Source organism: Paenibacillus phytorum (genome assembly GCF_013141715.1).
Classification (GTDB): Bacteria; Bacillota; Bacilli; order Paenibacillales; family NBRC-103111; genus Paenibacillus_E; species Paenibacillus_E phytorum.
In genome coordinates this window covers 70,570-91,547 of record NZ_WHOA01000248.1, presented here as the reverse complement: position 1 = coordinate 91,547, position 20,978 = coordinate 70,570, and the positions used below count along the sequence as shown (strand labels likewise).

Annotated in this window: 16 protein-coding genes and 1 pseudogene; 14 read left to right on the top strand and 3 right to left on the bottom strand. The window is 46.3% G+C overall.

The features are described 5' to 3' along the window. Positions 1-6: 6 nt before the first annotated feature. The 7 genes from GC098_RS37550 to GC098_RS37520 all read left to right on the top strand — a co-directional run bounded on the left by GC098_RS37550 (position 7) and on the right by GC098_RS37520 (position 7,375). Positions 7-846, top strand: coding sequence for a carbohydrate ABC transporter permease (locus GC098_RS37550; RefSeq protein ID WP_171649423.1), 840 nt, complete (start codon positions 7-9; stop codon positions 844-846). Between the two features lie 29 nt (positions 847-875). Next, positions 876-1,904 carry a mannonate dehydratase gene (locus tag GC098_RS37545; protein WP_171649422.1) on the top strand — a complete coding sequence of 343 codons (1,029 nt, stop codon included), beginning with the start codon at positions 876-878 and terminating at the stop codon, positions 1,902-1,904. A gap of 261 nt (positions 1,905-2,165) precedes the next feature. Continuing rightward, a complete protein-coding gene (gene gudD, locus GC098_RS37540; RefSeq protein WP_171649421.1) occupies positions 2,166-3,521 on the top strand; it encodes a glucarate dehydratase in 1,356 nt (451 codons plus the stop codon). Positions 3,522-3,556: 35 nt separating this feature from the next. Beyond that, entirely contained in the window at positions 3,557-4,450 is an 894-nt protein-coding gene (dapA, locus tag GC098_RS37535) for a 4-hydroxy-tetrahydrodipicolinate synthase (protein WP_171649420.1), read from the top strand. Beyond that, on the top strand, positions 4,447-5,334 hold the full coding sequence (gene garR, locus GC098_RS37530) for a 2-hydroxy-3-oxopropionate reductase (protein ID WP_171649419.1): 888 nt from the start codon (positions 4,447-4,449) through the stop codon (positions 5,332-5,334). Before dapA ends, garR begins: the two co-directional genes overlap by 4 nt. A 106-nt stretch (positions 5,335-5,440) precedes the next feature. Then, entirely contained in the window at positions 5,441-6,583 is a 1,143-nt protein-coding gene (locus tag GC098_RS37525; protein WP_171649418.1) for a glycerate kinase, read from the top strand. Between the two features lie 90 nt (positions 6,584-6,673). Then, a complete protein-coding gene (locus GC098_RS37520) occupies positions 6,674-7,375 on the top strand; it encodes a FadR/GntR family transcriptional regulator (protein ID WP_171649417.1) in 702 nt (233 codons plus the stop codon). Positions 7,376-7,720: 345 nt separating this feature from the next. On the opposite strand, the gene GC098_RS37515 is transcribed toward GC098_RS37520, so the two are convergent. Then, a complete protein-coding gene (locus GC098_RS37515; protein WP_171649416.1) occupies positions 7,721-8,173 on the bottom strand; it encodes an Lrp/AsnC family transcriptional regulator in 453 nt (150 codons plus the stop codon). A gap of 174 nt (positions 8,174-8,347) precedes the next feature. Between GC098_RS37515 and GC098_RS37510 the strand changes: the two genes are divergently transcribed. The 3 genes from GC098_RS37510 to GC098_RS40625 are packed head-to-tail and all read left to right on the top strand — an operon-like array spanning position 8,348 to position 10,010. After that, positions 8,348-8,485, top strand: a complete 138-nt coding sequence (locus tag GC098_RS37510; protein WP_171649415.1) for a hypothetical protein — start codon at positions 8,348-8,350, stop codon at positions 8,483-8,485. After that, a complete protein-coding gene (locus tag GC098_RS37505; protein WP_312880592.1) occupies positions 8,482-9,618 on the top strand; it encodes an MFS transporter in 1,137 nt (378 codons plus the stop codon). Before GC098_RS37510 ends, GC098_RS37505 begins: the two co-directional genes overlap by 4 nt. After that, on the top strand, positions 9,615-10,010 hold the full coding sequence (locus tag GC098_RS40625; RefSeq protein ID WP_246359188.1) for an MFS transporter: 396 nt from the start codon (positions 9,615-9,617) through the stop codon (positions 10,008-10,010). Before GC098_RS37505 ends, GC098_RS40625 begins: the two co-directional genes overlap by 4 nt. A 346-nt stretch (positions 10,011-10,356) precedes the next feature. Here the strand turns inward: GC098_RS40625 and GC098_RS40620 are convergent. Continuing rightward, a pseudogene (locus tag GC098_RS40620) lies at positions 10,357-10,678 on the bottom strand (transposase domain-containing protein); the annotation flags it as partial. Between the two features lie 121 nt (positions 10,679-10,799). Between GC098_RS40620 and GC098_RS37495 the strand changes: the two are divergent. After that, positions 10,800-12,608, top strand: a complete 1,809-nt coding sequence (locus tag GC098_RS37495; RefSeq protein WP_171649414.1) for a glycoside hydrolase family 66 protein — start codon at positions 10,800-10,802, stop codon at positions 12,606-12,608. Positions 12,609-12,888: 280 nt separating this feature from the next. Here GC098_RS37495 and GC098_RS37490 read toward each other — a convergent pair whose 3' ends face one another. After that, positions 12,889-15,438 (bottom strand): glycoside hydrolase family 31 protein, encoded by a 2,550-nt coding sequence (locus tag GC098_RS37490; RefSeq protein WP_246359187.1) that lies wholly within the window; start codon positions 15,436-15,438, stop codon positions 12,889-12,891. An 832-nt stretch (positions 15,439-16,270) separates the two neighbouring features. Here GC098_RS37490 and GC098_RS37485 point away from each other — a divergent pair. The 3 genes from GC098_RS37485 to GC098_RS37475 are packed head-to-tail and all read left to right on the top strand — an operon-like array spanning position 16,271 to position 20,947. Continuing rightward, a complete protein-coding gene (locus tag GC098_RS37485) occupies positions 16,271-18,073 on the top strand; it encodes a sensor histidine kinase (RefSeq protein WP_171649413.1) in 1,803 nt (600 codons plus the stop codon). After that, complete coding sequence (locus GC098_RS37480) at positions 18,073-19,650, top strand: response regulator (protein ID WP_171649412.1); 1,578 nt, start codon at positions 18,073-18,075, stop codon at positions 19,648-19,650. Before GC098_RS37485 ends, GC098_RS37480 begins: the two co-directional genes overlap by 1 nt. 16 nt (positions 19,651-19,666) lie before the next feature. Then, positions 19,667-20,947, top strand: a complete 1,281-nt coding sequence (locus GC098_RS37475) for an extracellular solute-binding protein (RefSeq protein WP_171649411.1) — start codon at positions 19,667-19,669, stop codon at positions 20,945-20,947. The last annotated feature ends 31 nt before the right edge of the window (positions 20,948-20,978 follow it).

The following is a 20,978-nucleotide window of genomic DNA, read 5'->3' as shown; positions in this document are numbered from 1 at the left end:
ACTAGGATGAAACGATCTACTGTGATAAAGATAAGAAAGATGACCATCATTTACGCGATTGTCTTCATTTTTACCATCTGGACGTTATTTCCGGTGTATTGGATGGTTAAATCCTCCTTTACCCCTAACGATCTCATGTATACACCGAATCCCGGTTTGGTTCCAGATACGTGGACATTATCCCATTACAAGGATTTGTTCCATAAAACCAAGTTTATGAATTTTGTGAAAAACAGCCTTTATGTGGCTTCGCTTGTTACCGTCATCTCGGTCAGCATCAGTATTTTGGGTTCCTACAGTATGACCCGGCTACGTTATCGGGGGAGAATCTTTTTTTCGCAAAGTATCATTTACACGTATCTGCTGCCAACGGCTGTTTTGTTTATCCCGATGTACGTGGCGGTGAGCAAGCTAGGACTGAGTGACAATAAAAATGCCTTGTTACTTGTTTACCCGACCATCATCGTTCCTTATTGCTGCTACATGCTGATCAGCTACTTCAAGGCAATTCCCAAAGAGCTGGAAGAGGCAGCTTTGATCGACGGATGCAGCAGTCTTCAAGCCTTGTTCAGAATCATACTGCCCATTGCGGCTCCCGGAATAGCAGTCGTATCTACCTTTGCCTTTACGCTAGCATGGAACGAATATTTGTATGCGTTGGTTTTGACGACCAGCCCGGGTCAGCAGACCGTCAATATCGGAATTTCAAGCTTTAAGTTTTCAGATCAGGCAGTTTGGGGACTCCTGATGGGCTCGTCTGTCATTGCATCCTTGCCAGCTATTTTCCTGTATTTCCTGGCTCAACGGTTTTTAAAAAGCGGATTGGCCGCTGGCGGCGTTAAGTGAGTGTAATCCAGCGAGTAGGAGGCTAAACGATGATGAAGATATCGGTCACGGTTAACACGTGCGATTTAACGGACCGCGATTTGAAGCAAATGTGCCAGTTGGGCATCGATTATGTAGATTTCGGCAAGGGATCTTCCTTTCCCGGGGTACAAGAGCAGGGTTATCCGGATTTGGATATGTTACTTCAGCTGCGCAGGCGTGTTCGTTCCTTTGGGCTTGATATGAACCGGGTTACGCTCCCGGACTTCACAGATCGGTTTATGAACAATTTGCCAGGTTGTGAAAAGGAACTTGAGAACTCATCTCTTGCTGTAAAGGTATTCGGCGAAGCGGGCTTGCCGATTGTAAGGCAGCGTTTCGCAGGGGATACCGCACCTGTTTTGACGACCGGCTATAAAGCCGTGCAGCGGGGGGGAGCTGTAGCTCGGGGAGAAAGTCTTGGCTTGATGAAGAATAAGCCTGAAATGCCTGGTTTGAAGGAGCGGGAGCGCTTTTGGAGCCGCTTTATGGAAGCGTTCCGCACATTGGTTCCCTTAGCCGAGGATTATAACGTGAAGTTGACAGTTCATCCATCTGATACGCCAAACCATGGAACCCCTTTCGGCGGGCTAGGTTTCCATCGGATTATCGATGCTTTCCCGAGTAAAAACGTGGGATTCGTTTACTGCGTGGGAACGCGCGCCGAAGAAGGCGGAAGCGCTTTGATCATGGATGAAATTAATCATTATGGGCGCAAAGGAAAAATATGTTTGGTACATCTTCGCAATGTGAGGGGCAGCCTTCCAACAGCGGGAGCTTTTGAAGAAGCGCTTCTGGATGATGGTGATTTGAATGTATTCAAAATTTTACTCGAACTGCGGAAGGTTGGATACGAGGGCTGTATCAATCCTGATCATATTACACAGTTGGAAGGCGACAGTATCGATTTAGATCAAAATTGGGCGCATTCGGGCATCGGTTGGAAATCGTCCAGCATAGGTTGGGGCCATTCCATCGGTTATGTAAGGGCTTTGCTGACCGCATTGGCGGAGTTTGAGGGCAAACGTTATGGACACTAGTTTTCATTGCATAAATACCGCCAGGGGATCTCCTAAACAAGAGAAACGCTGGCTATTTCTTGCCTCAATAACTTAGTTTCATATGATCAAAGCGATCGAGTTGTTTTTGCCGAACAATGGGACCAAGCACGCAAAGTTCGCAGATCATAAAGTATAAATTGACGTATAATTTAATTTGTCTTACAATATGACTTATAAATAACTATTTCCTTATTTTATATTATTTTTTAATGAAGGGAAGAGAACAATCTGATGCAGGATATGAAGCATGAGCAACTGAATAACCGTTTTTCAGGCACGCCAATCATTACTGACATGCAGGTCATTCCTGTGGCTGGGTACGACAGTATGCTGCTTAATCTCAGCGGTGCACATGCTCCTTTCTTTACACGCAATATCATCATTCTTAAAGATAATGCAGGTCATACGGGTGTTGGTGAGGTCCCGGGCGGTGAAAAGATTCGTCAAACATTAGAGGATGCACGGGCGCTCGTCATTGGTCAATCCATAGGTCAATACAATAACATTCTGAACACAGCACGCAAGCTGTTTGGTGATCGAGATGCTGGAGGACGCGGTTTGCAGACCTTCGATCTACGCATCACAATTCACGCTGTTACTGCTTTGGAAGCTGCGCTGTTAGATCTTCTGGGGAAATTCCTCGGTGTTCCTGTTGCTGCGCTTCTTGGAGAAGGCCAGCAGCGTGACCGCGTAGAGATGTTAGGTTACTTGTTCTATATCGGCGACCGTAATAAAACGAAGCTACCTTACTTGAGTGGGCAGGATAGTGAGGATGACTGGACACAATTGCGTAATGAGGAAGCGATTACACCAGGAGCTGTCGTGAAACTGGCTGAAGCGGCCTACAAGCGATATGGCTTTAATGACTTCAAGCTGAAGGGCGGCGTGCTTCGCGGAGAAGAGGAGATCGAGGCCGTCACCGCGCTAGCCGAACGTTTTCCGCAAGCAAGAATAACGCTGGATCCTAACGGCGCATGGTCTTTGTCTGAAGCAATTCGTCTTTGCCGTGATCAACACCATGTACTGGCTTATGCCGAAGATCCTTGCGGAGCTGAAAATGGTTATTCTGGACGTGAGGTCATGGCAGAGTTTCGCCGTGCTACCGGGCTGCCGACAGCTACGAACATGATCGCCACGGATTGGCGCCAGATGGGACACACGATTCAAATGAACGCGGTGGATATTCCACTTGCCGATCCGCACTTCTGGACGATGCAGGGCTCTGTCCGAGTAGCTCAAATGTGTCATGAATGGGGTCTGACGTGGGGATCGCATTCTAACAATCATTTTGATATTTCGCTGGCCATGTTTACCCATGTCGCTGCTGCTGCACCGGGAAAAATCACAGCTATCGATACCCATTGGATTTGGCAGGACGGGCAGCGTCTGACCAAAGAGCCTTTCCAAATTGTCGGAGGCATGGTGGAAGTTCCGAACAAGCCAGGTTTGGGCATTGAGATTGATATGGTTGAAATTGAGAAAGCGCACCAGCTTTATAATGAGAAAGGGCTTGGAGCACGTGATGATGCGATGGCTATGCAGTATTTGATTCCTGGCTGGAAATTCGATCATAAACAACCTTGCCTTGTACGGTAAGCGAGATAACCAAATGAAATGAAGGAGAGATCACTTTGGACTTTAGTCTTATTCGCGGAGTCATACCGCCTATCGTTACACCCGTTGATGCTGATGAATGCGTGGAAGAGCAGGGACTACGAAGGGTAGTCGAGCACGTTATCGCAGGAGGAGTGCACGGTATCCTTTCATTAGGAAGTAACGGAGAGTTTTACGGACTGGATCATGAGCAGCAGGAGCGTGCGGTTCAGATTACAATCGAGCAGGTAGCAGGGCGTGTACCCGTTTATATGGGAATCGGGGCCATATCGACCAAAGAGTGTGTGAAGTTAGCCAGACTTGGCGATACTCTAAATGCTCAAGCGCTTACGATCTTGCCTCCTATGTTTCTTACGCCTTCGGAAGAAGAGTTATATCAACATTTCCGTAAAGTAGCTGAAGCGACTGCCTTGCCAGTACTGCTTTATAACAATCCGGATCGCGTGGGGAATAATATTTCCGTTAATTTGATCGAACGGCTTGCCGATATTCCCAATATCGTTGGAGTGAAAGATAGCAGCGGCGATCTAACTTTGACTTCCGAGTATATCCGCAGAACACGAGAAAAAGGATTTAAGGTCATGGCGGGAAGGGATGTCATGATCTTAGGCTCATTGGTTTACGGCGCTGTAGGTTGTGTCGCTTCAACGGCGAATATTGTACCGGCATTGGTCGTTGAGATTTATGAGAAGTTTATAGCCGGTGATCTACAGGGAGCATTGGAAGCCCAGTTTAAGCTGGCTCCTCTTCGCATGGCTTCTAATCTCGCAAGTTTTCCGGTGGTGACCAAGGAGGCCATGAACCTCATCGGTCTTGAAGTGGGAGGCTCGATCTTGCCGAACACGAGCTGCTCCGAAATCAATAGAAATAAGCTCGCTGACATATTGAAGCAGATGGGAGCTCTAAAATGAAAATGAAAGTAGGATTCATTGGGTTGGGTATTATGGGTAAGCCCATGAGTAAAAACTTGTTGAAAGCGGGTTATGAGCTAGTTGTTCTCGATACAAGTAAGAATGGTTCGGAGCTTGCAGCGGCGGGAGCCAAGACGACCTCAACAGCTAAAGCTTTGGCTGAGCAGGTGGATGTCATTATCACTATGCTCCCGAATTCACCACAGGTGAATGAAGTGGTTTTGGGCCCGAATGGCGTCATAGAAGGGGCTAAATCAGGAACCGTTGTTATCGATATGAGTTCGATCGCGCCTCTGACAAGCCAGGAAATCGGCCGGAAGCTGGCGGAAAAAGGGATAGAAATGCTTGACGCACCAGTGAGTGGGGGAGAGCCTAAGGCGATCGCGGGGACTCTTTCCGTGATGGTTGGCGGAAAGAAAGAAGTATTCGATCAATGCTATGATGTGTTAAAAGCAATGGCTGCCTCTGTCATACGTACAGGAGACATCGGAGCAGGGAATGTGACGAAGCTAGCCAATCAGATCGTGGTAGCCATTAATATTGCCGCAATGTCCGAAGCGTTCGTGCTTGCCAGCAAGGCTGGCGTTCAGCCAGAGCTCGTTTATCAGGCGATTCGTGGCGGTCTGGCCGGCAGCACCGTCTTAGATGCGAAAGCACCTCTGGTGATGGACCGCAATTTTGACCCGGGATTCCGTATCAACCTGCACATAAAGGACTTGAGTAACGTCTTGGAAACCTCCCATGAAGTAGGCGTGCCTCTACCGCTGACGGCTGCCGTTATGGAGATGATGCAGGCTTTGAAGGTGGATGGAATGGGTGATTGCGACCATGGCAGCTTGATTCGTTACTATGAGAAAATGGCAAAGGTTGAAGTTAATAGGTAAGAATCCAAGAATCCGAAGAAAACCTCTTATCACCTATAAGGGGTTTTCTTTGTTAAGTATAGAGGTATCAGATTTATGTGTGAAAGAAAGAGAGGAGAGAAGCACCATGCGTATATTATTGGCACCCGATTCATATAAAGGGAGCTTATCTGCCCTTGCTGTTGCTGATGCGATGGAACGAGGGATTCGGGACGTATTCCCTCATGCTGCAGTGAGCAAGGTACCTATTGCTGATGGTGGTGAAGGTACGGTAGAATCGCTTATTATGTCTACCGGCGGTCAAATGATCCATCAAAAAATAGTAGGACCTTTGGGTGAAGAAATCGACTCCTATTGGGGGATTCTCGGCGATGGAGAAACCGGGGTGATCGAGCTTGCGGCTGCTTCCGGATTACCATTGGTACCGAGGGAACAAAGGAACCCACTGTTGACGACGACTTATGGGACCGGACAATTAATCAAAGCAGCTCTTGATTACGGACTGCGAAAGCTAATTATAGGTATCGGAGGCAGCGCAACTAATGACGGCGGAGCGGGAATGGCACAGGCCTTAGGAGTCAAATTCCTGGATTCGGACAACAACGAGCTACCCCAAGGTGGAGTGGCTCTTGCCAATCTCGCACGAATCGATTTATCCGAATTAGATAAGCATATTGCCGAAACGGATATTAAGGTCGCATGCGACGTTGATAACCCGCTGTGCGGGCCGTTAGGTGCATCCGCGGTTTATGGTCCGCAAAAAGGTGCCACATCAGATATGGTGGCTCAATTAGATCATGCGCTTAAGAATTATTCGGTTGTTGCCCAATTGGCAACACGCAGAGACGTTGCACTTATTCCGGGTGCCGGTGCAGCCGGCGGTGTAGGGGCAGGACTGTTGTTTTTCACGAATGCGAAGCTGATCCCAGGCATTCAAATTGTGTTGGAAGCTGCAGATTTCGCTGAAAAGCTTAAGCAAGCGGACCTGGTCATAACCGGTGAAGGCTCCACCGACTTTCAAACCGCGCACGGTAAAGCCCCTGTTGGTGTGGCTAAGATCGCCAAACAGGCGGGCATCCCGACGATCTGCTTATCCGGCGGGTTAGGTACAGGTGCTGATGATGTACTTCAACATGGGATCGACGGACTGATGAGTATTGTGCCCCGGCCCATGGAATTAGAGCAATGTATAGAATCGGCTGAAGAGCTTATTCAAACAGCCACAGCTAGAATATGCAGATTGATTAGCATTGGAATCAAGATGAAATAAAATCATGACTATGGGGCTGCATTGTTATTTCATCTAATTCGTCTTACAATATGATTATGCGTATTAGTCAGCTAAGAGAGAAGGGTAAATATGGTAGAACTTAAAGGAAGCGTTGAATTGGAGACTGTTAAACGAAACACGCTGCCCAAGCAAGTCGTTGACAGCATTGTTCAGCTGCTTATCAGCGGTCAGCTTAAACCTGGAGATAAACTGCCGTCCGAGATGGAACTGATCGACATGTTAGGCGTGAGTCGGCCAGTTCTGCGAGAAGCATTAAGTTCACTCGAAGCACTTGAAGTGATTACGAGAAAAACCCGTGGAGGTACCCATTTTAATAATAAAATCGGCAGCAATCCGTTCTCGGTAATGCTGGCTCTGTCCATTGGCAACCTTCCAGCGATCATCGAAGCACGGATGGCATTAGAATTGGGACTTGTGGCCATGGCGGCAGAGAAGATTACGAACGAGGAGTTGAAACGATTAAGGGAAACTATAGATGAAATCGCTGGCAGTGTTGATAACAACTATGGGGAATCGGACAAGGAATTTCATCGGATTATTGCATTGAGTGCGAACAATCCGATCATTGAAGGGATGATAGATCCGCTGCTTATCACCCATGACAAAATGGACAGACAAATTAGGGAACGTGAACGTGATGTAACGGTCCAATTCCATACAGATATCTATAATGCGCTCGTTAATCGGGATCCACAAGAAGCGTTTACTCATATGTACCGACATCTTAGTTATGTCCGAAATAAGCTTTTGCAGGTATACAAAAACGAATAAGCGGCCCATGACGGTCCATTTAAAAAGTCTGCCCAATCTCTCGCGACTGCGATACAGAGATCAAGCAGACTTTTTTCGTGCAACTCTATCCACCATTTATATGTATATACGCTTCAATTCTATTAAGGGCAGAGGCTAAGACAGTACGATGCAACTGAAAAGAATGGTAACTAGGGTCCAATTTAACCTATAAGCTGCAATTTCACTGAGAATTTAGATGGTTCGATCAGTACTATTGGGTGAATGTCTATCCCGAATGATATTTGAATTCCGCGACAGGGATACATTCATTTCGCAGCTTCTTAATGGATTGTATGCAGCGTTTATTGGAATTTCTGCTTGGTATTAGTCAACTCCATTTGCTTCTTCGAGAGAATGAATGAGAAGACTATGATCGATCGGTGAAGACATGACAACCAGCATTGTATAGGTTCCATATTTATCGCACTGATTGCCAAACTCTTCGAGCGTGCGTGTGGATTCCGTCACTACTTTTAATAAATAACTGTGTTCTCCGCTAATTCGGTGGCACTCGGCAACATGGGGAGATGTATGGACAAAATCAAGAAAAGCTAAACAGTCTCTAGTCCGAAACAACATATAGGCGGCCGCATGCTTCCCAATTTTTTCAGGAGAAATGACGGTACGATACTCTTCGATTATTCCCTTTTCTTCCATTCTCTTAACTCGTTCCGTTACAGCAGGTTGGGACAACCCCACGCTTTTACCCAGTTCAGTCATTGAAATCCTTGCCTGGTTTTGAAGATAGAAGAGGATTTGTTTATCTACATGATCCACTTTGAGTGCGCTCCTTTAAATTTAAGGTATTTTAATAAAATAACTTTTATTTCTTTGTATAATCATCATATTTGATTTGATGTGTTATGTAAAATGAACGATTTAAATTATATAATAAGACTTACATGAATAAGGGTGATTCACACATGAGAAGTCAGAGAGGATTGGCAAGCAATGAGCAAATACGGTTTAAATAAGGCAGGTACAAAAGATTTACAGGCACGTATTGATGAGGTTATTGATTGTACGATTGACGAAAAAAAGCTGGCTGGTGCTGTTACCAAATCTAAGTCTGGAGGGAACTATCAATGAGCCTCTCTCACTCCAGCAAAAATATAATCGCATTGGCCGCTATATGTTTGTCCGCGCTAATGTTCGGCCTAGAAATTTCCAGTGTGCCAGTGATACTGCCAACCTTGGAAAAGGTATTGCATGGCAATCTCAAGGATATGCAATGGATTATGAACGCCTACACCATTGCTAGTACGACAGTTCTGATGGCTGTTGGAACGCTGGCCGACCGGTATGGAAGGAGGCGTATTTTTATTATCAGCCTCGTCTTGTTCGGCATTACATCCTTGATTTGTGGCTTGGCACAAAGCACGTCAGTTCTGATCGTCAGCCGGTTTCTTCAAGGCGTGAGTGCTGGCGCGATGCTGATTTGCCAGATAGCAATTCTTTCGCATCAGTTTCAGGAAGGAAAAGAACGCAGCAAAGCCTTTGGCGCATGGGGGATCGTGTTCGGTATCGGTCTCGGTTTTGGACCCATCATCGGCGGCATGATCGTGGCCGTGTCGAACTGGCATTGGGTTTTCCTAGTCCACGTCCCGCTGACCATCCTCACTTTGATCTTTGTCTTAGGCAGCGTGGAGGAGTCCAGCGATCCGCAGGCGAAAAAGCTTGACATTATCGGCATCGTCACGCTTTCGTTGACGGTTTTTGGGCTGGCATACTTTATCACGCAAGGGCCGGAACTCGGCTTTACCAGCATAGCCGCCATCAGCACCCTTGTTGCAACGGCAACATGTTTCATTATTTTTCTGATTGTGGAAAAGCTCAGCACCCATCCGATGTTCGACTTTTCCGTATTTAGGATACGTAATTTTTCCGTCGCTCTCTTTGGCTCCGTCGGCATGAATTTCAGTTTCTGGCCGTTCATGATCTATCTGCCGATCTATTTCCAGAGCGGCCTTGGTTACGGCATCGTGGCAGCTGGGCTGTCTCTCTTGGCTTATACGCTGCCCACCTTGGTGATTCCGCCTCTGGCAGAGCGCCTTTCGCTCCGCTATCAGCCGCGCATAGTCATCCCATCGGGTCTGTTCATCATCGGCATGGGCTTCATTTTGATGAAATTTGGCAGCGACGGCGATCACGCCAGCTGGTTGACCATGCTCCCCGGTTCCCTGTTGGCTGGTATTGGGCTTGGCTTAACCACACGCCTGTGACCAACACGACCACCGGCTCGGTTCCGAGTACCCGTGCAGGCATGGCTTCCGGCATAGACACGAGTGCCAGATTAATCAGTCTAGCCATAAACATCGCTGTGATGGGATTCATTTTGCAGGAAGGCATCCTGTCTTATTTGAAGCGGGTCCTTCCTGGGACTCTCGATACAACGCAATTGCGGACTTTGGCCGAGAAAATAGCCGCTGGAAACACTACATCTCTCAAGCAGGGTTTGCTAGAACTGACCTCTCTGGATGCGTCCGGAACCGTGGTCCATGCAGCTCTTGTGCACGGCTTTGGCTTAGTGATGCTCTATGGTGGCATTGGCGTGTGGGTTTTGGCCGCGATCAGTTTTATGATTTTTGGATCAAAGAGAGTAGCTAGAGTGTGAAGGGCATCGCGCCTGCAGGTGGTTACTTGTAGTAATACATCAGCTTTTCGTTGGGCGAGCGTGAGATGTTGTTACCCGCGAAAGACGAGTCAGGGATCACGGGTTGTTCGGGCTGCGTGGACGATGCCCACTGGTTTAATCATCATCCATCCACGGTGACCTCGGCTACCTCACGCTTGTACAAGCTAGAAAAGTGCCCTCGTAAATTTTTGTCCCGTTTTTGGTGACAATCCAAATCCGTTGTTAGCAGGGGGCATAAATTGCCCCTTACATTTTATCAATAATAAGTCTCAATAATAAGCATTCGACACATGTGGGTGCTCAGTTTTACTAAAATGGAAGGGCTCAGCATCGGTTTTGTAATTTTCTTTATGAATCGATGATCTTGCTTCACAATGTTATTTAGATACTTTGTCTGTCTAATCAAGGTTTCTTTTGGTAGGAATTTTTCATTTATTAATTCTTGTATGGCTGGTGGATAATGGTTTTACCCCTAGAATCAACTCCCCGATATAAATACTTCCATTGACCTTTGACTTTGGGCGGATTCGTTTGTGGATTTCAGGTCCAAATTCATGGACCTATCTCATGATCGTCGTATGGGAACTCTTTAATTCTCGCTCGCTCATCATTTCAACTACATCTCGATAAAACACGAAGACGCGTAAAATCGGATGAAAAGGCTGACATACAGAAATATATGACACCAAGATCATAACGCAGTCTGTTTATTTTAATGCTAATCTTCCTGATAATGAAGGTACGCCAAATAGAATCAGGAGGTTTAGTATGACTGACAAATCAAGTAAGGCAAGAATCCTGCGGACGGCAGCGGCTTTTGTTGCAGGCACAGCCATTGTTATGACCACGGCTTGTGACAGCAGCCCGGACATCAAGATGATGGACCAGATTCAGATGGGCTCTCAGCTCAAAGTGCTGTCCACGGATAAAGCATCCTATAAGCCGGGTGAAGACGTTCATTTCAATTTAACCTTACAGGATGGGACGGCTGCAGGCGGCACGTTTCATATCCGTTATAAACATATGGATCAAATTATCGGACAAGAAACGAAGACGGCAAAAAGCGACAAGCTGTCTTGGAGCTGGAACCCGCCGGAGGTCGACAATGAAGGCTATTTGGCCGAAGTGGTTCTTGAAAAAGAAGGCATGTTTATCGGCCACATGAACATCGCCGTGGACGTTTCCTCCGACTGGGGGAAGTTTCCCCGTTACGGCTATTTGGCGGACTTCCCCGCTATGAGTCAAGAAGAAATGTCTGCTGTAATCGACCGTTTGAACCGATTTCATATCAACGGGATTCAGTTTTACGATTGGCAGTTTAAGCACCATGATCCTGTTCCTTACGATGGGACCAAGCCTGCTGGGCAGTGGAAGGATATTGCTAATCGTCCCGTGAATTTCAGTACATTGAAAAACTATATTGATCTTGTTCACAATCACGGCATGAAAGCCATGAGCTACAATTTGCTGTTTGGAGCATATGACGATGCGGAACAGGACGGAGTGAAGAAGGAATGGGGACTATATAAGGATTCGCAGCACAATGACCAGGACAAACACATGCTGCCCAAAGATTGGGCCAGCGACATTTTCTTGTACGACCCATCCAATCCGGATTGGCAGTTGTATTTAGTGGACAAGGAAAAAAAGGCATTTGAATCGCTCCCTTTTGACGGCTGGCAGGTTGACCAGTTAGGTGAACGTGGACCGCTCTGGACATACGACGGCAAAAGCGTCAATCTGGCTGCGACTTTCCCGGAATTTCTCAAGAAAGCCAAAGAGAAGCTGAATATCGATTATGTCATGAATGCGGTCGGTCAATACGGCCAGGGTTACATCGCCCGTCAAGCGCCCGTCAAGTTCCTTTATACCGAAGTATGGAAGGATCATCCGGGCTACCAACAGTTGAAAGAAGTGATCGATCAGAACGGGAAGCTCAGTGAGAACCGGCTGAACACGGTTCTGGCCGCTTATATGAACTATCAATTCTCCAACAATCCAGGACAATTCAACACGCCTGGCATCCTGTTCACGGATGCAGTGATTTTTGCCTCAGGCGGCTCCCATCTGGAACTCGGAGAGAATATGCTGTCCAAAGAATATTTTCCGCACAAAAACCTTGAAATTTCGCCAGTCTTGGATAACAAGCTCTTAGTCTATTACGATTTTCTGGTAGCCTATCAAAATCTGCTTCGGGACAAGCCCGATGAATCAGCTTTGCGTGCAGAAGGAACCGATAGCTTGGCTATATCCGATCATGCGGAGAAGGGTAAGGTATGGAGCTTTGCTAAACAGAAGGACGGGAAAGACATTCTTCACTTCATTAACTTCACGGACGCTTCCACGATGGACTGGAACGACACCAACGGCACGCAGACCGAACCGGCCGAAAAGCAAAACGTCATGGTGTCGGTGAAGACAGATAAACCGGTTGCAAAAATATGGTTCGCTTCACCAGACTATTACGGCGGGTCAGCGATCCCTGTGGATTTCCAGCAGCAGAACGGGAAGCTTGAATTAAAGCTGCCCAAGCTGAAATATTGGGATATGGTGGTTATCGAATATAAGGAAGGATAGATCAGGCAATGAAAATGAACAAGACTGGGATCATTGGTCAATCGTCAGCCAGACGGTTACTTTAACCAAGGGTCTTAACCTGATTACGATTGTGAGAAATTCGAATGTTACAGGCGCATTTAACATGGACTATCTGGAACTGAAACCGATCAGTATGTAGATAAATCTTAAGAACTAAAAACAAGCTTGCTATTCCTCTTTCGAGGGAACGGCAAGCTTGTTTTTTGTTGTGAAAAATGGTTTGAAGTGAAAGATAATTAAGGTTTACATAGTCTTTTTATTATTGAATGTTTACTTTATGCTTCTCGTTTACAGGGATTTTGACATAAAGAACTTTTTCAGCAGCATCGAAATAGTAACCTGTCTGTTGTTTGTTCAGTTCTTCCGCGCTGCCGACTTTATCGTACTTGTTGTTTCCGGCTTGTACTTTCTTCGGATCTTCCGCATCATGCAGCTTTAGCGTGTAGGACTTAATATCAGATGCGAACTTTTGAGTCTTTTTGTCCTGCTCGAATTCGATATGATTGCCTTTCTTTTCTACCTTGAAGTTGGTTACATTGTATTCGCCTTTTTCGTAATCCAATGTACTAGCATCGTCCTCGTAGAAGCTGTAGCTTGCTTCTTTGTCCAAGTAAGTGTCAAGAATCAAGTTCTCCAGTTTCTTCTCACCCGTATACTGCTCAACTTCCTGACGAGGGATAATGGTATCTTTCTTCACAAAGATGGGCAGCGTACCAAGATCGGCATTTACTGTAATTGTTTGATTGCCATCAAACTCTTTACCAGTCCAGTAGTCAACCCACTTCTCGCCAGCAGGCAGGTATACTTGACGTCTTGTTTGTCCTTGCGTTACAACAGGCGCCAGCATCAAGGAATCGCCAAACATGAATTGATCCTCGATATTGTACGTGTTCATATCGTTCTGGAATTGGTATACAAGCGGCTGTTGAACCGGCTGTCCGTTGTCTGCAGATTTCTTGAATTGGTTGTACAGGTAAGGCATCAGTTCATAACGCATGGAAATGTATTTACGGCTGATGTCTTCGACATCTTTACCGAATTGCCAAGGCTCTTGACCTTTCGCAGTACCGTTTTTCGAGCTGCTGTCATAGTGATCGCGGGCAAATGGAAGGAATGCGCCTACTTCAATCCAACGGGCAAATAATTCAGGTGTCGTGAATTCATCTTGTTTGGCAAACCCGCCGATATCGTTGCCCACGAACGGAACGCCGGACAAGCCGATATTGGAGTTCATCGGGATCGACATTTGCAAATGTTCCCAATTACTTACGTTATCTCCAGTCCAAAGAGCCGCATAACGCTGCGTTCCTGCATACATGTCACGCGTCAAGACGAACGGACGAGTATTCGGCTTATTCTTCAAGAAGCCGTTATAGGTCGCATCCGCTTCATCGTGCCCGTACAGATTGTGATATTCCGTATGCAGCAAGTCGTCACCCTTGTCACCTTCAAACTTAATATCCAGCGGCATTGTATGGTACGGGCCGTCAAATACGGCCGGTTCGTTCATATCGTTCCAAATGCCGTCGATGCCTGCGTTAAACAAGGTAGAAAGGCTGTTGCCCCACCAATCGCGAACGTCCTTTTTATGGAAATTCGGGAATGCGGAAGGTCCCGGCCATACAGCTCCGATGAAGGTAGAGCCATCAGGATTTTTCGCCCAGAAATTTCCTTTCGTTCCTTCTTGATAGACGCTGTAGTTTTCGTCTTGCTTGACTGCAGGGTCATTGATCGCAATGGCGTGGAAACCGTTGTTTTTCAAAGTGCTAAGCGCTTTTTTGAATTTTTCATCCCAAGTGAATACACGGTAGCCGTCCATATAGTCAATGTCAAAGTGCATCGTATCCAATGGAATCTTTTTATCGCGGTACGTTTGAGCTACATTGACAAGATCATCTGGCGAGTATCCCCATTTACTTTGATGGAAGCCTAATGACCATTGCGGAGGCATGTTGATTTTACCGGTAAGCTCGGTGTATTTATCGATAACGTCGCCGATTTTCGGCCCGTTGATAAAGTAATACGTCAGTTTTCCGCCGTTGGCATAGAAGTAGTAGTAGTCGTCTTTCTCGCTTGCCATTTCGTAGTAAGAGCGGTTTGTATTATCGAAGAAAATACCATAAGCTTTTTGATCTTTCAGCCCGATGAAGAAAGGGATCGTTGTATATAAATATTTGGTGTTTTTGTTATAAGAGTAAGCGTCCGTGTTCCACATGCCGATGCTTTTGCCGCGTTTGTTCAGTCCGCCGGACTGCTCGCCGAAGCCATAGAAGTTTTCGTTCTTGTCTGTTTTCTTGAACACGTAAGGCTTGCCGTTTTCATAGCCTACACCTTGCTCGGCGTCTTCGTTGATGACATTGCCTTGCTTGTCCAGAAATTTGATGCCGAACTTATCTTTGCGAATTTGTACGGTAATCTCGTCGGTCGAGAGGATGTACTCGTCCTTCGTTTCTTCTGTTTTAAAGCGCGGTGTATCCCAATCCTGCTTGGCGATTCCCGGGGAATTATATTCGTCTTCGCCTTTTTTCAAGACGGACACTTTCGCGATATCCTTATCGAGCAGGTGAACATAGCCTACATACTCACCTAAGTTGATTTTGACACCATTTTCTAATTTTTCTACAGATTGAACAGATAATGGCTTCAAGTTCTCTTTATTCAAAGGCGTGTCCGCTTCAGGCTGCGTTTCCGCAAACGCAGTGATTGGAGGGATTACATTGCTAACGACAGTTCCTGTCAGCAAGCTAAAGCATATCGCAACTTGTGCTAACTTCTTAGAATTATTTAACATCTTGAATTTTTTAATCATTTAATTCACTCCCAGACATTTTTTTTGTGAGCAGCATTACTTTGTGAGCATTACATGAATGACATTGTCTGTTGTGCAAAACATTCGAAGCATAATGAGATTTTGGGTCCCAACAGTCAAGTCGTTTGCACCGTTGATCTCATCCAACGCACAAACTTAAGTCAGACTTCACATCAACCAATCCTTATTCATTGAATGGTTCCTCAGCTTCTCTCCCCTCGTCGATAAGTGGTGAGGCCCCGAATTTTTCGGAGCACACTAAAAAACTAACAGCAAAACGATGGTTGGATCAATGGAGAATAATGACTAGTGTTTATCGAATTATGTCGAAATTTACCTAATGATGTTTAGTGGGAAGCGAGGGAAATGTTTGTGGAAATAGGTTTGAAAGTGAGAAAAGGAGCGGTACGCTTGAGCTTTGACAGGATTTTAAGTTTCTAAATCACTGCATTTGAAAATCGCTTATTTATCCATTTATTAGCCAAATAGTTGGACTCATTTGGCAAAACGCAGTTCAGGGGAACTATAGGACTGTCGTCTTATGAGTGATTATGATAGTAACGGTCAACCCCTTATATTTCTATGAAGTAGTTAAATAAAATGCTATCAGAGCAATAATTTACAAATTAATGTAACTAATGAAAATAAAGGACTTTAAATTTCGACATAAACGATTAAACATGTGGGTGGTTAATATTTGGCAATTTGCATTAAAAAAGACACCTTCCGTCTTGTGTGCGCTTTCAATGTGTTATTCCAACATCCGACATTGGTTTTGTGCGCTTAATCATTATACAATTGGTAAATAAGATTCCTGAGGTGGGGGGGCGCTATGTCTCGAATATTACTTTTATTTAACCGTTTTTCTACCAAAATCATTCTGGCTTTTCTGCTCATGATTCTGATCCCGACTCTATTTACAAGCGTATTCTTCTACTTTGCTTCAGATTCCATACTAAAAAAGAACGTACGGGAGTCTACCGTCCAAATCGCCAAAAAGACAGCAGATTCACTCTCGTCCATATTAAACGTTGGGAGCGATACCTCAGACTTCATTTATAGCGATCTAAATATTCAGCACGCGGTACTGAATGTAAATAGCAGTAATTCGGAAGAGCAGAGCCGAATGTTTCAATATATGAATACGATGCTGAATAATATTGTCTATTCGAATTCTTTCGTCAAAATTGTTTATGTGCTCAAAGAGGATGGGAGCGGGTGGGGAAGCGGCACCTTTTCCGATAGGAAAGTGAAGCGGATGCAGCTATCCAGCCAGAGTTGGGTGAAGGAAGCCAACAGCAAAGACGGCGAATTCGTGTGGCAGGGGATTCAATACGACCTTTTCAGCGGCGGTGGTGTCAATACGGACCTGGTTCTTCCTGTTGGCAGAGTGTTAAAGGATTTTAATTCTTTAAACAATATCGGGTTGATTCAAGTGAATTTGAACGGACGCGCGATACTAAATACGATTGAGGAGTTGAAGCTTGGGGAGACAGGTAAATTCTTCGTCGTGGATGCCGAGGGTAGGGTCATGATTGATCCCGATCTAAGATTGATCAACAAGAAAGTGGAGAATCCCGATTTGTACGGAAACATCGTCAACCATGATCGTGCGGAATTTGAGTTTCGTATAAAAGGAGTGCCGTATTACGGGGTCAAGCAGCTTCTTATCAATGGTTGGATGATCGTGGGCACTGTTCCGGTACATGAGATTACAGGTCCTTTGGACAAGCTTCAAACCTGGATTTTGCTTTCTTCCACTGTCTTCGCTCTGCTCGCAGTTGGCATCGGTCTTTTCATCGCCAGCAGAGTGACGAGGCCAATCAACCAGCTGATCCGCGTTATGCAGCTCGTACAAGATGGAGATTTGAAAGTAAGGACTGAGGTTCACTCCTCCGATGAAATTGGCCTTTTAAGCAAACAGTTCAATAAGATGCTTCATGAAATTGAAAACTTGATGCAGCGGGTAGAAGATGAGCAGAGTCAGAAACATGATGCTGAGCTTCGCGCAGTCATACACCGTGTTCATCCGCACTTCCTGTATAATACGCTAAGCACCCTGAGGCTGTTGATCCGCTCGAATCAAAATAATCGTGCTTATCAAGGCCTGTCGGCGCTAACCCGGCTGTTGGAAGCGAATATGGCGAAAAGCGGAAATATGGTTACTGTGGAGGAGGAGCTGGACATCATCCACAAATATCTGGTTATCCTTGAGCTCCGCTACCAGAAGAAATTTAACCTGAAGCTGGATGTTGAGCCGGGAGCTGAGAAAATAATCATCCCCCGCATGCTCCTGCAGCCCTTGGTGGAGAACGCTATTTTCCATGGGATTGTCCCGAAAAATACGGACGGAGAAGTCTTCATTAAGGTTTATCAATCGGAGGAAATGGTTGAATTTATCGTGAAGGATGATGGTCTCGGTATTGATAAAGAGAAGCTGAAGGGGCTAAACGATCCTGAATCCTCTATTGCCAGCGGAGAAATCGGCATTGGCCTGCGACACATACATGACTCATTAAGGCTTCATTATGTCAATCAGTCGGAATGGTCCGTAACAACCGAACCGGATCAGGGAGCTACCATCCGGATCGTGCTCCACAAACCTCATAGAATCTTGGGAGAAGGAGGGGTATGATGTACCGAGTACTTATTGTCGATGACGAACCGGTGATCCGCAACGGCATTCATTCTTTTATTGATTGGCAGCAAGAAGGGATGTCGGCGGAAGACGATTGCGCCAATGGAGTAGAAGCGCTGGCTGCCTTGGAGAGCCGTTCCATAGATATACTTATAACGGATATCAAGATGCCTCTGATGAACGGCATTCAACTTATGGAGCAGGCCATACAGCTCTACCCGTCGCTTAAGGTGATTTTGATCAGCAGTTATAACGATTTCGAATATGTGAGAGAGGGTCTTAAACTCGGCGCAGTCGATTATTTGTTAAAGCCAACCATGGAACCGGAAGACCTGCTCGCTGTGCTCAAACGGTGTATAGCCATGCTTGAGGAGGAGAGAAGGAAGGAGTCCGAGCTGAATCAATATCAGCAGGGGGCGATCTACCGTGAGCGAAAAAGCCTCGAACATGAGCTGAAAAAGCTGATCGTCCAAGAACATGCCACTTTAACGGAAGCCGATTGGGTTCCCGCATGGCTGCAGGAACGATACGCCTGCATGTATGTCCTGCTGGATAGTGCAGATGAATGGAGAGAAAATCGCGGCTATCTGTATGTGCAGCTGCTTCTTGAGGAACTGCAGGAGATGTTTTATATGCACGTGCAGGAAGGAGTCGCATTGCTAATGTCCGAAAGCAGTATGTTTCTCATACTGCCGGATCATGATGGAGGAGCTGAGCAGCTGCTTCATCAGTGGAGGGCGGTACTGGAAACCAAATGCGGAATCTCCGCTTCGACCGGGTTCACAATCGAACATGGCATCCGCAGACTGCTCCATGGCTTTGCCAACAGCCGAGCTGCTTGCCAGAGGCGGTTTTTCGAAGGTTTGGGCGGCCTGTATATGACAAGCGGACCGGACAGTGAGCGAACAACACAACCTGCAATAGATGTTATCCAGGATTGGACCCCTTTTATTGAAAGCATTCGTAATGGCGATCCGAGCACCTCGTTGATTGAATGTGCGCTTGAGCGCTGGAGAAGCGGTTTTCTGGATCCGGAGCAAGTGAAACATGAGGCATGCCAACTTCTCTCGTGCGTTTATCATCTTCAGGCCGACGCGGGAACACTGCTTCCAGAACGGCTTGATCTGCTGCAGCGGGCTGAGACATTGGAACAATTATCAGCCCATTTGATCGGCCAGCTGGAGGAAACTCACAAGCCTGTCCTTCCGAACTTGACGGACAAAGGCTACGGAGGGCAGTTAATTATGAAGGCGCTCGAATATTTGGCTGAACATTATACCGAGAATTTAACACTGCAGGGTGTGGCGGATATCGTTCACCTGAGCAAGAGTTATTTCAGTATTCTGTTCAAAAAGCAAACCGGCCGCAACTTTATCGATTATTTAATTGAGCTGAGAATACGGGAAGCAAAGCGGATATTAGCGCAAAAAGACAGTAAAGTATACGACGTAGCCGATTCATCAGGTTTTAACGATGTGAAATATTTCAGTAAGGTGTTCAAGAAATTGACCGGATTAACGCCTTTGCAATATAGAGAAAAGCATCAGGTGTCAGAATCGTATTTCGAATCATAGGAGGGGGAGCTCTATCTTGAAGTGGCGATGGTTATCCCATTTAGTGGTTATTGGTTTAGCATCAGGCTGCGGCAATCAATCCGTCATCTCCGATCCGAAGGAAGTCCAAACACTGCATAGGCACGAAGTGCCCGAGATTGCATTTTGGCATACGTATAGCGACGAAGAAACCAGACTGCTTGAGCAAGAGCTGATCCCGTCTTTTGAGCGGGACAACCCGAACATTCGGGTCAAGCCGGTACGCGTAGCGAACAATAACGAATTGAAAAATGCCCTGATCGCGCGGGCATCCTCCAACCGGGGTCCGGATGTGGTGCGTATGGATATCGCCTGGGTACCTGAGTTCTCCCAAGATGGCCTGCTTGAACCGTTAAACCAACTGAGCGGTTTCGAGGAAATTAGTGCAAAGTCCCGCCGGCAATCTATGATCGTGGGCCTTTATCATAATCAATATTACTCGCTACCGTTGAATGTGAATACGAAAGCAGCCATCTTTAACCGCGATCTTCTAAAGCGGGCGGGCTATTCCGAGCCACCGCAAACCATGGAGGAAATTGTGAAACTGGCTAGGAGCAATCACTACACCATCGGTCTCGGCGGTTGGGACGGCTGGAGCACGCTTCCATATATTTATAGCCTCGGAGGAGCTATTACGGACGGAGATTATAAGAAGGCCTCGGGGTTCTTGAATGGAGAGGGAACCATCCGGGCGGTGGAGCAATTGACCGCTCTGTACAAGGAGAAGATTATTGATCTCTCTGTGGTGACAGGCGGAGGCGACAATTGGGGCGGCGTGCAGAACGGAAACATTCTGATGACGGATGAAGGCCCCTGGTTCTACAGTATATTGAATGATGTGGAGATGGATCGGGCTCTTAAACTGACGATGCCTGTTCCTTTTCCAAACGGCAGCGGCCCTTCTTCCATTATAAGCGGCGAGAACATGGTTATTATGAGAGGAAGTAAGCAGCGGAATGAAGCTTGGGCTTTTATAAAATGGATGACGGGCAAGGAAGCGCAGCTGATCATGTCTCGAACCGGATTGATCCCGACCAATATGGATGCGGCGAAAGAATTGACGGTTAATAAGGATTCCTTCATTTATCCGTATATCGTGGCTCTGGATCATGCCTTTTTGCGGCCTCCGGTCAAGAATTGGAGTAAAATTAACGAAGTCTATACCCTATATTTGCGTAAAATATTTTTGGGTGAACTGCCTGCCAAGGATGGCTTGGACCGCGCTGCGGTCGAAATCGACATTCTGTTAGCCGAATCTGATTCGGGAAATAAGGGATGATGGGCATCGCGAATTTCGGATACACTAGCAC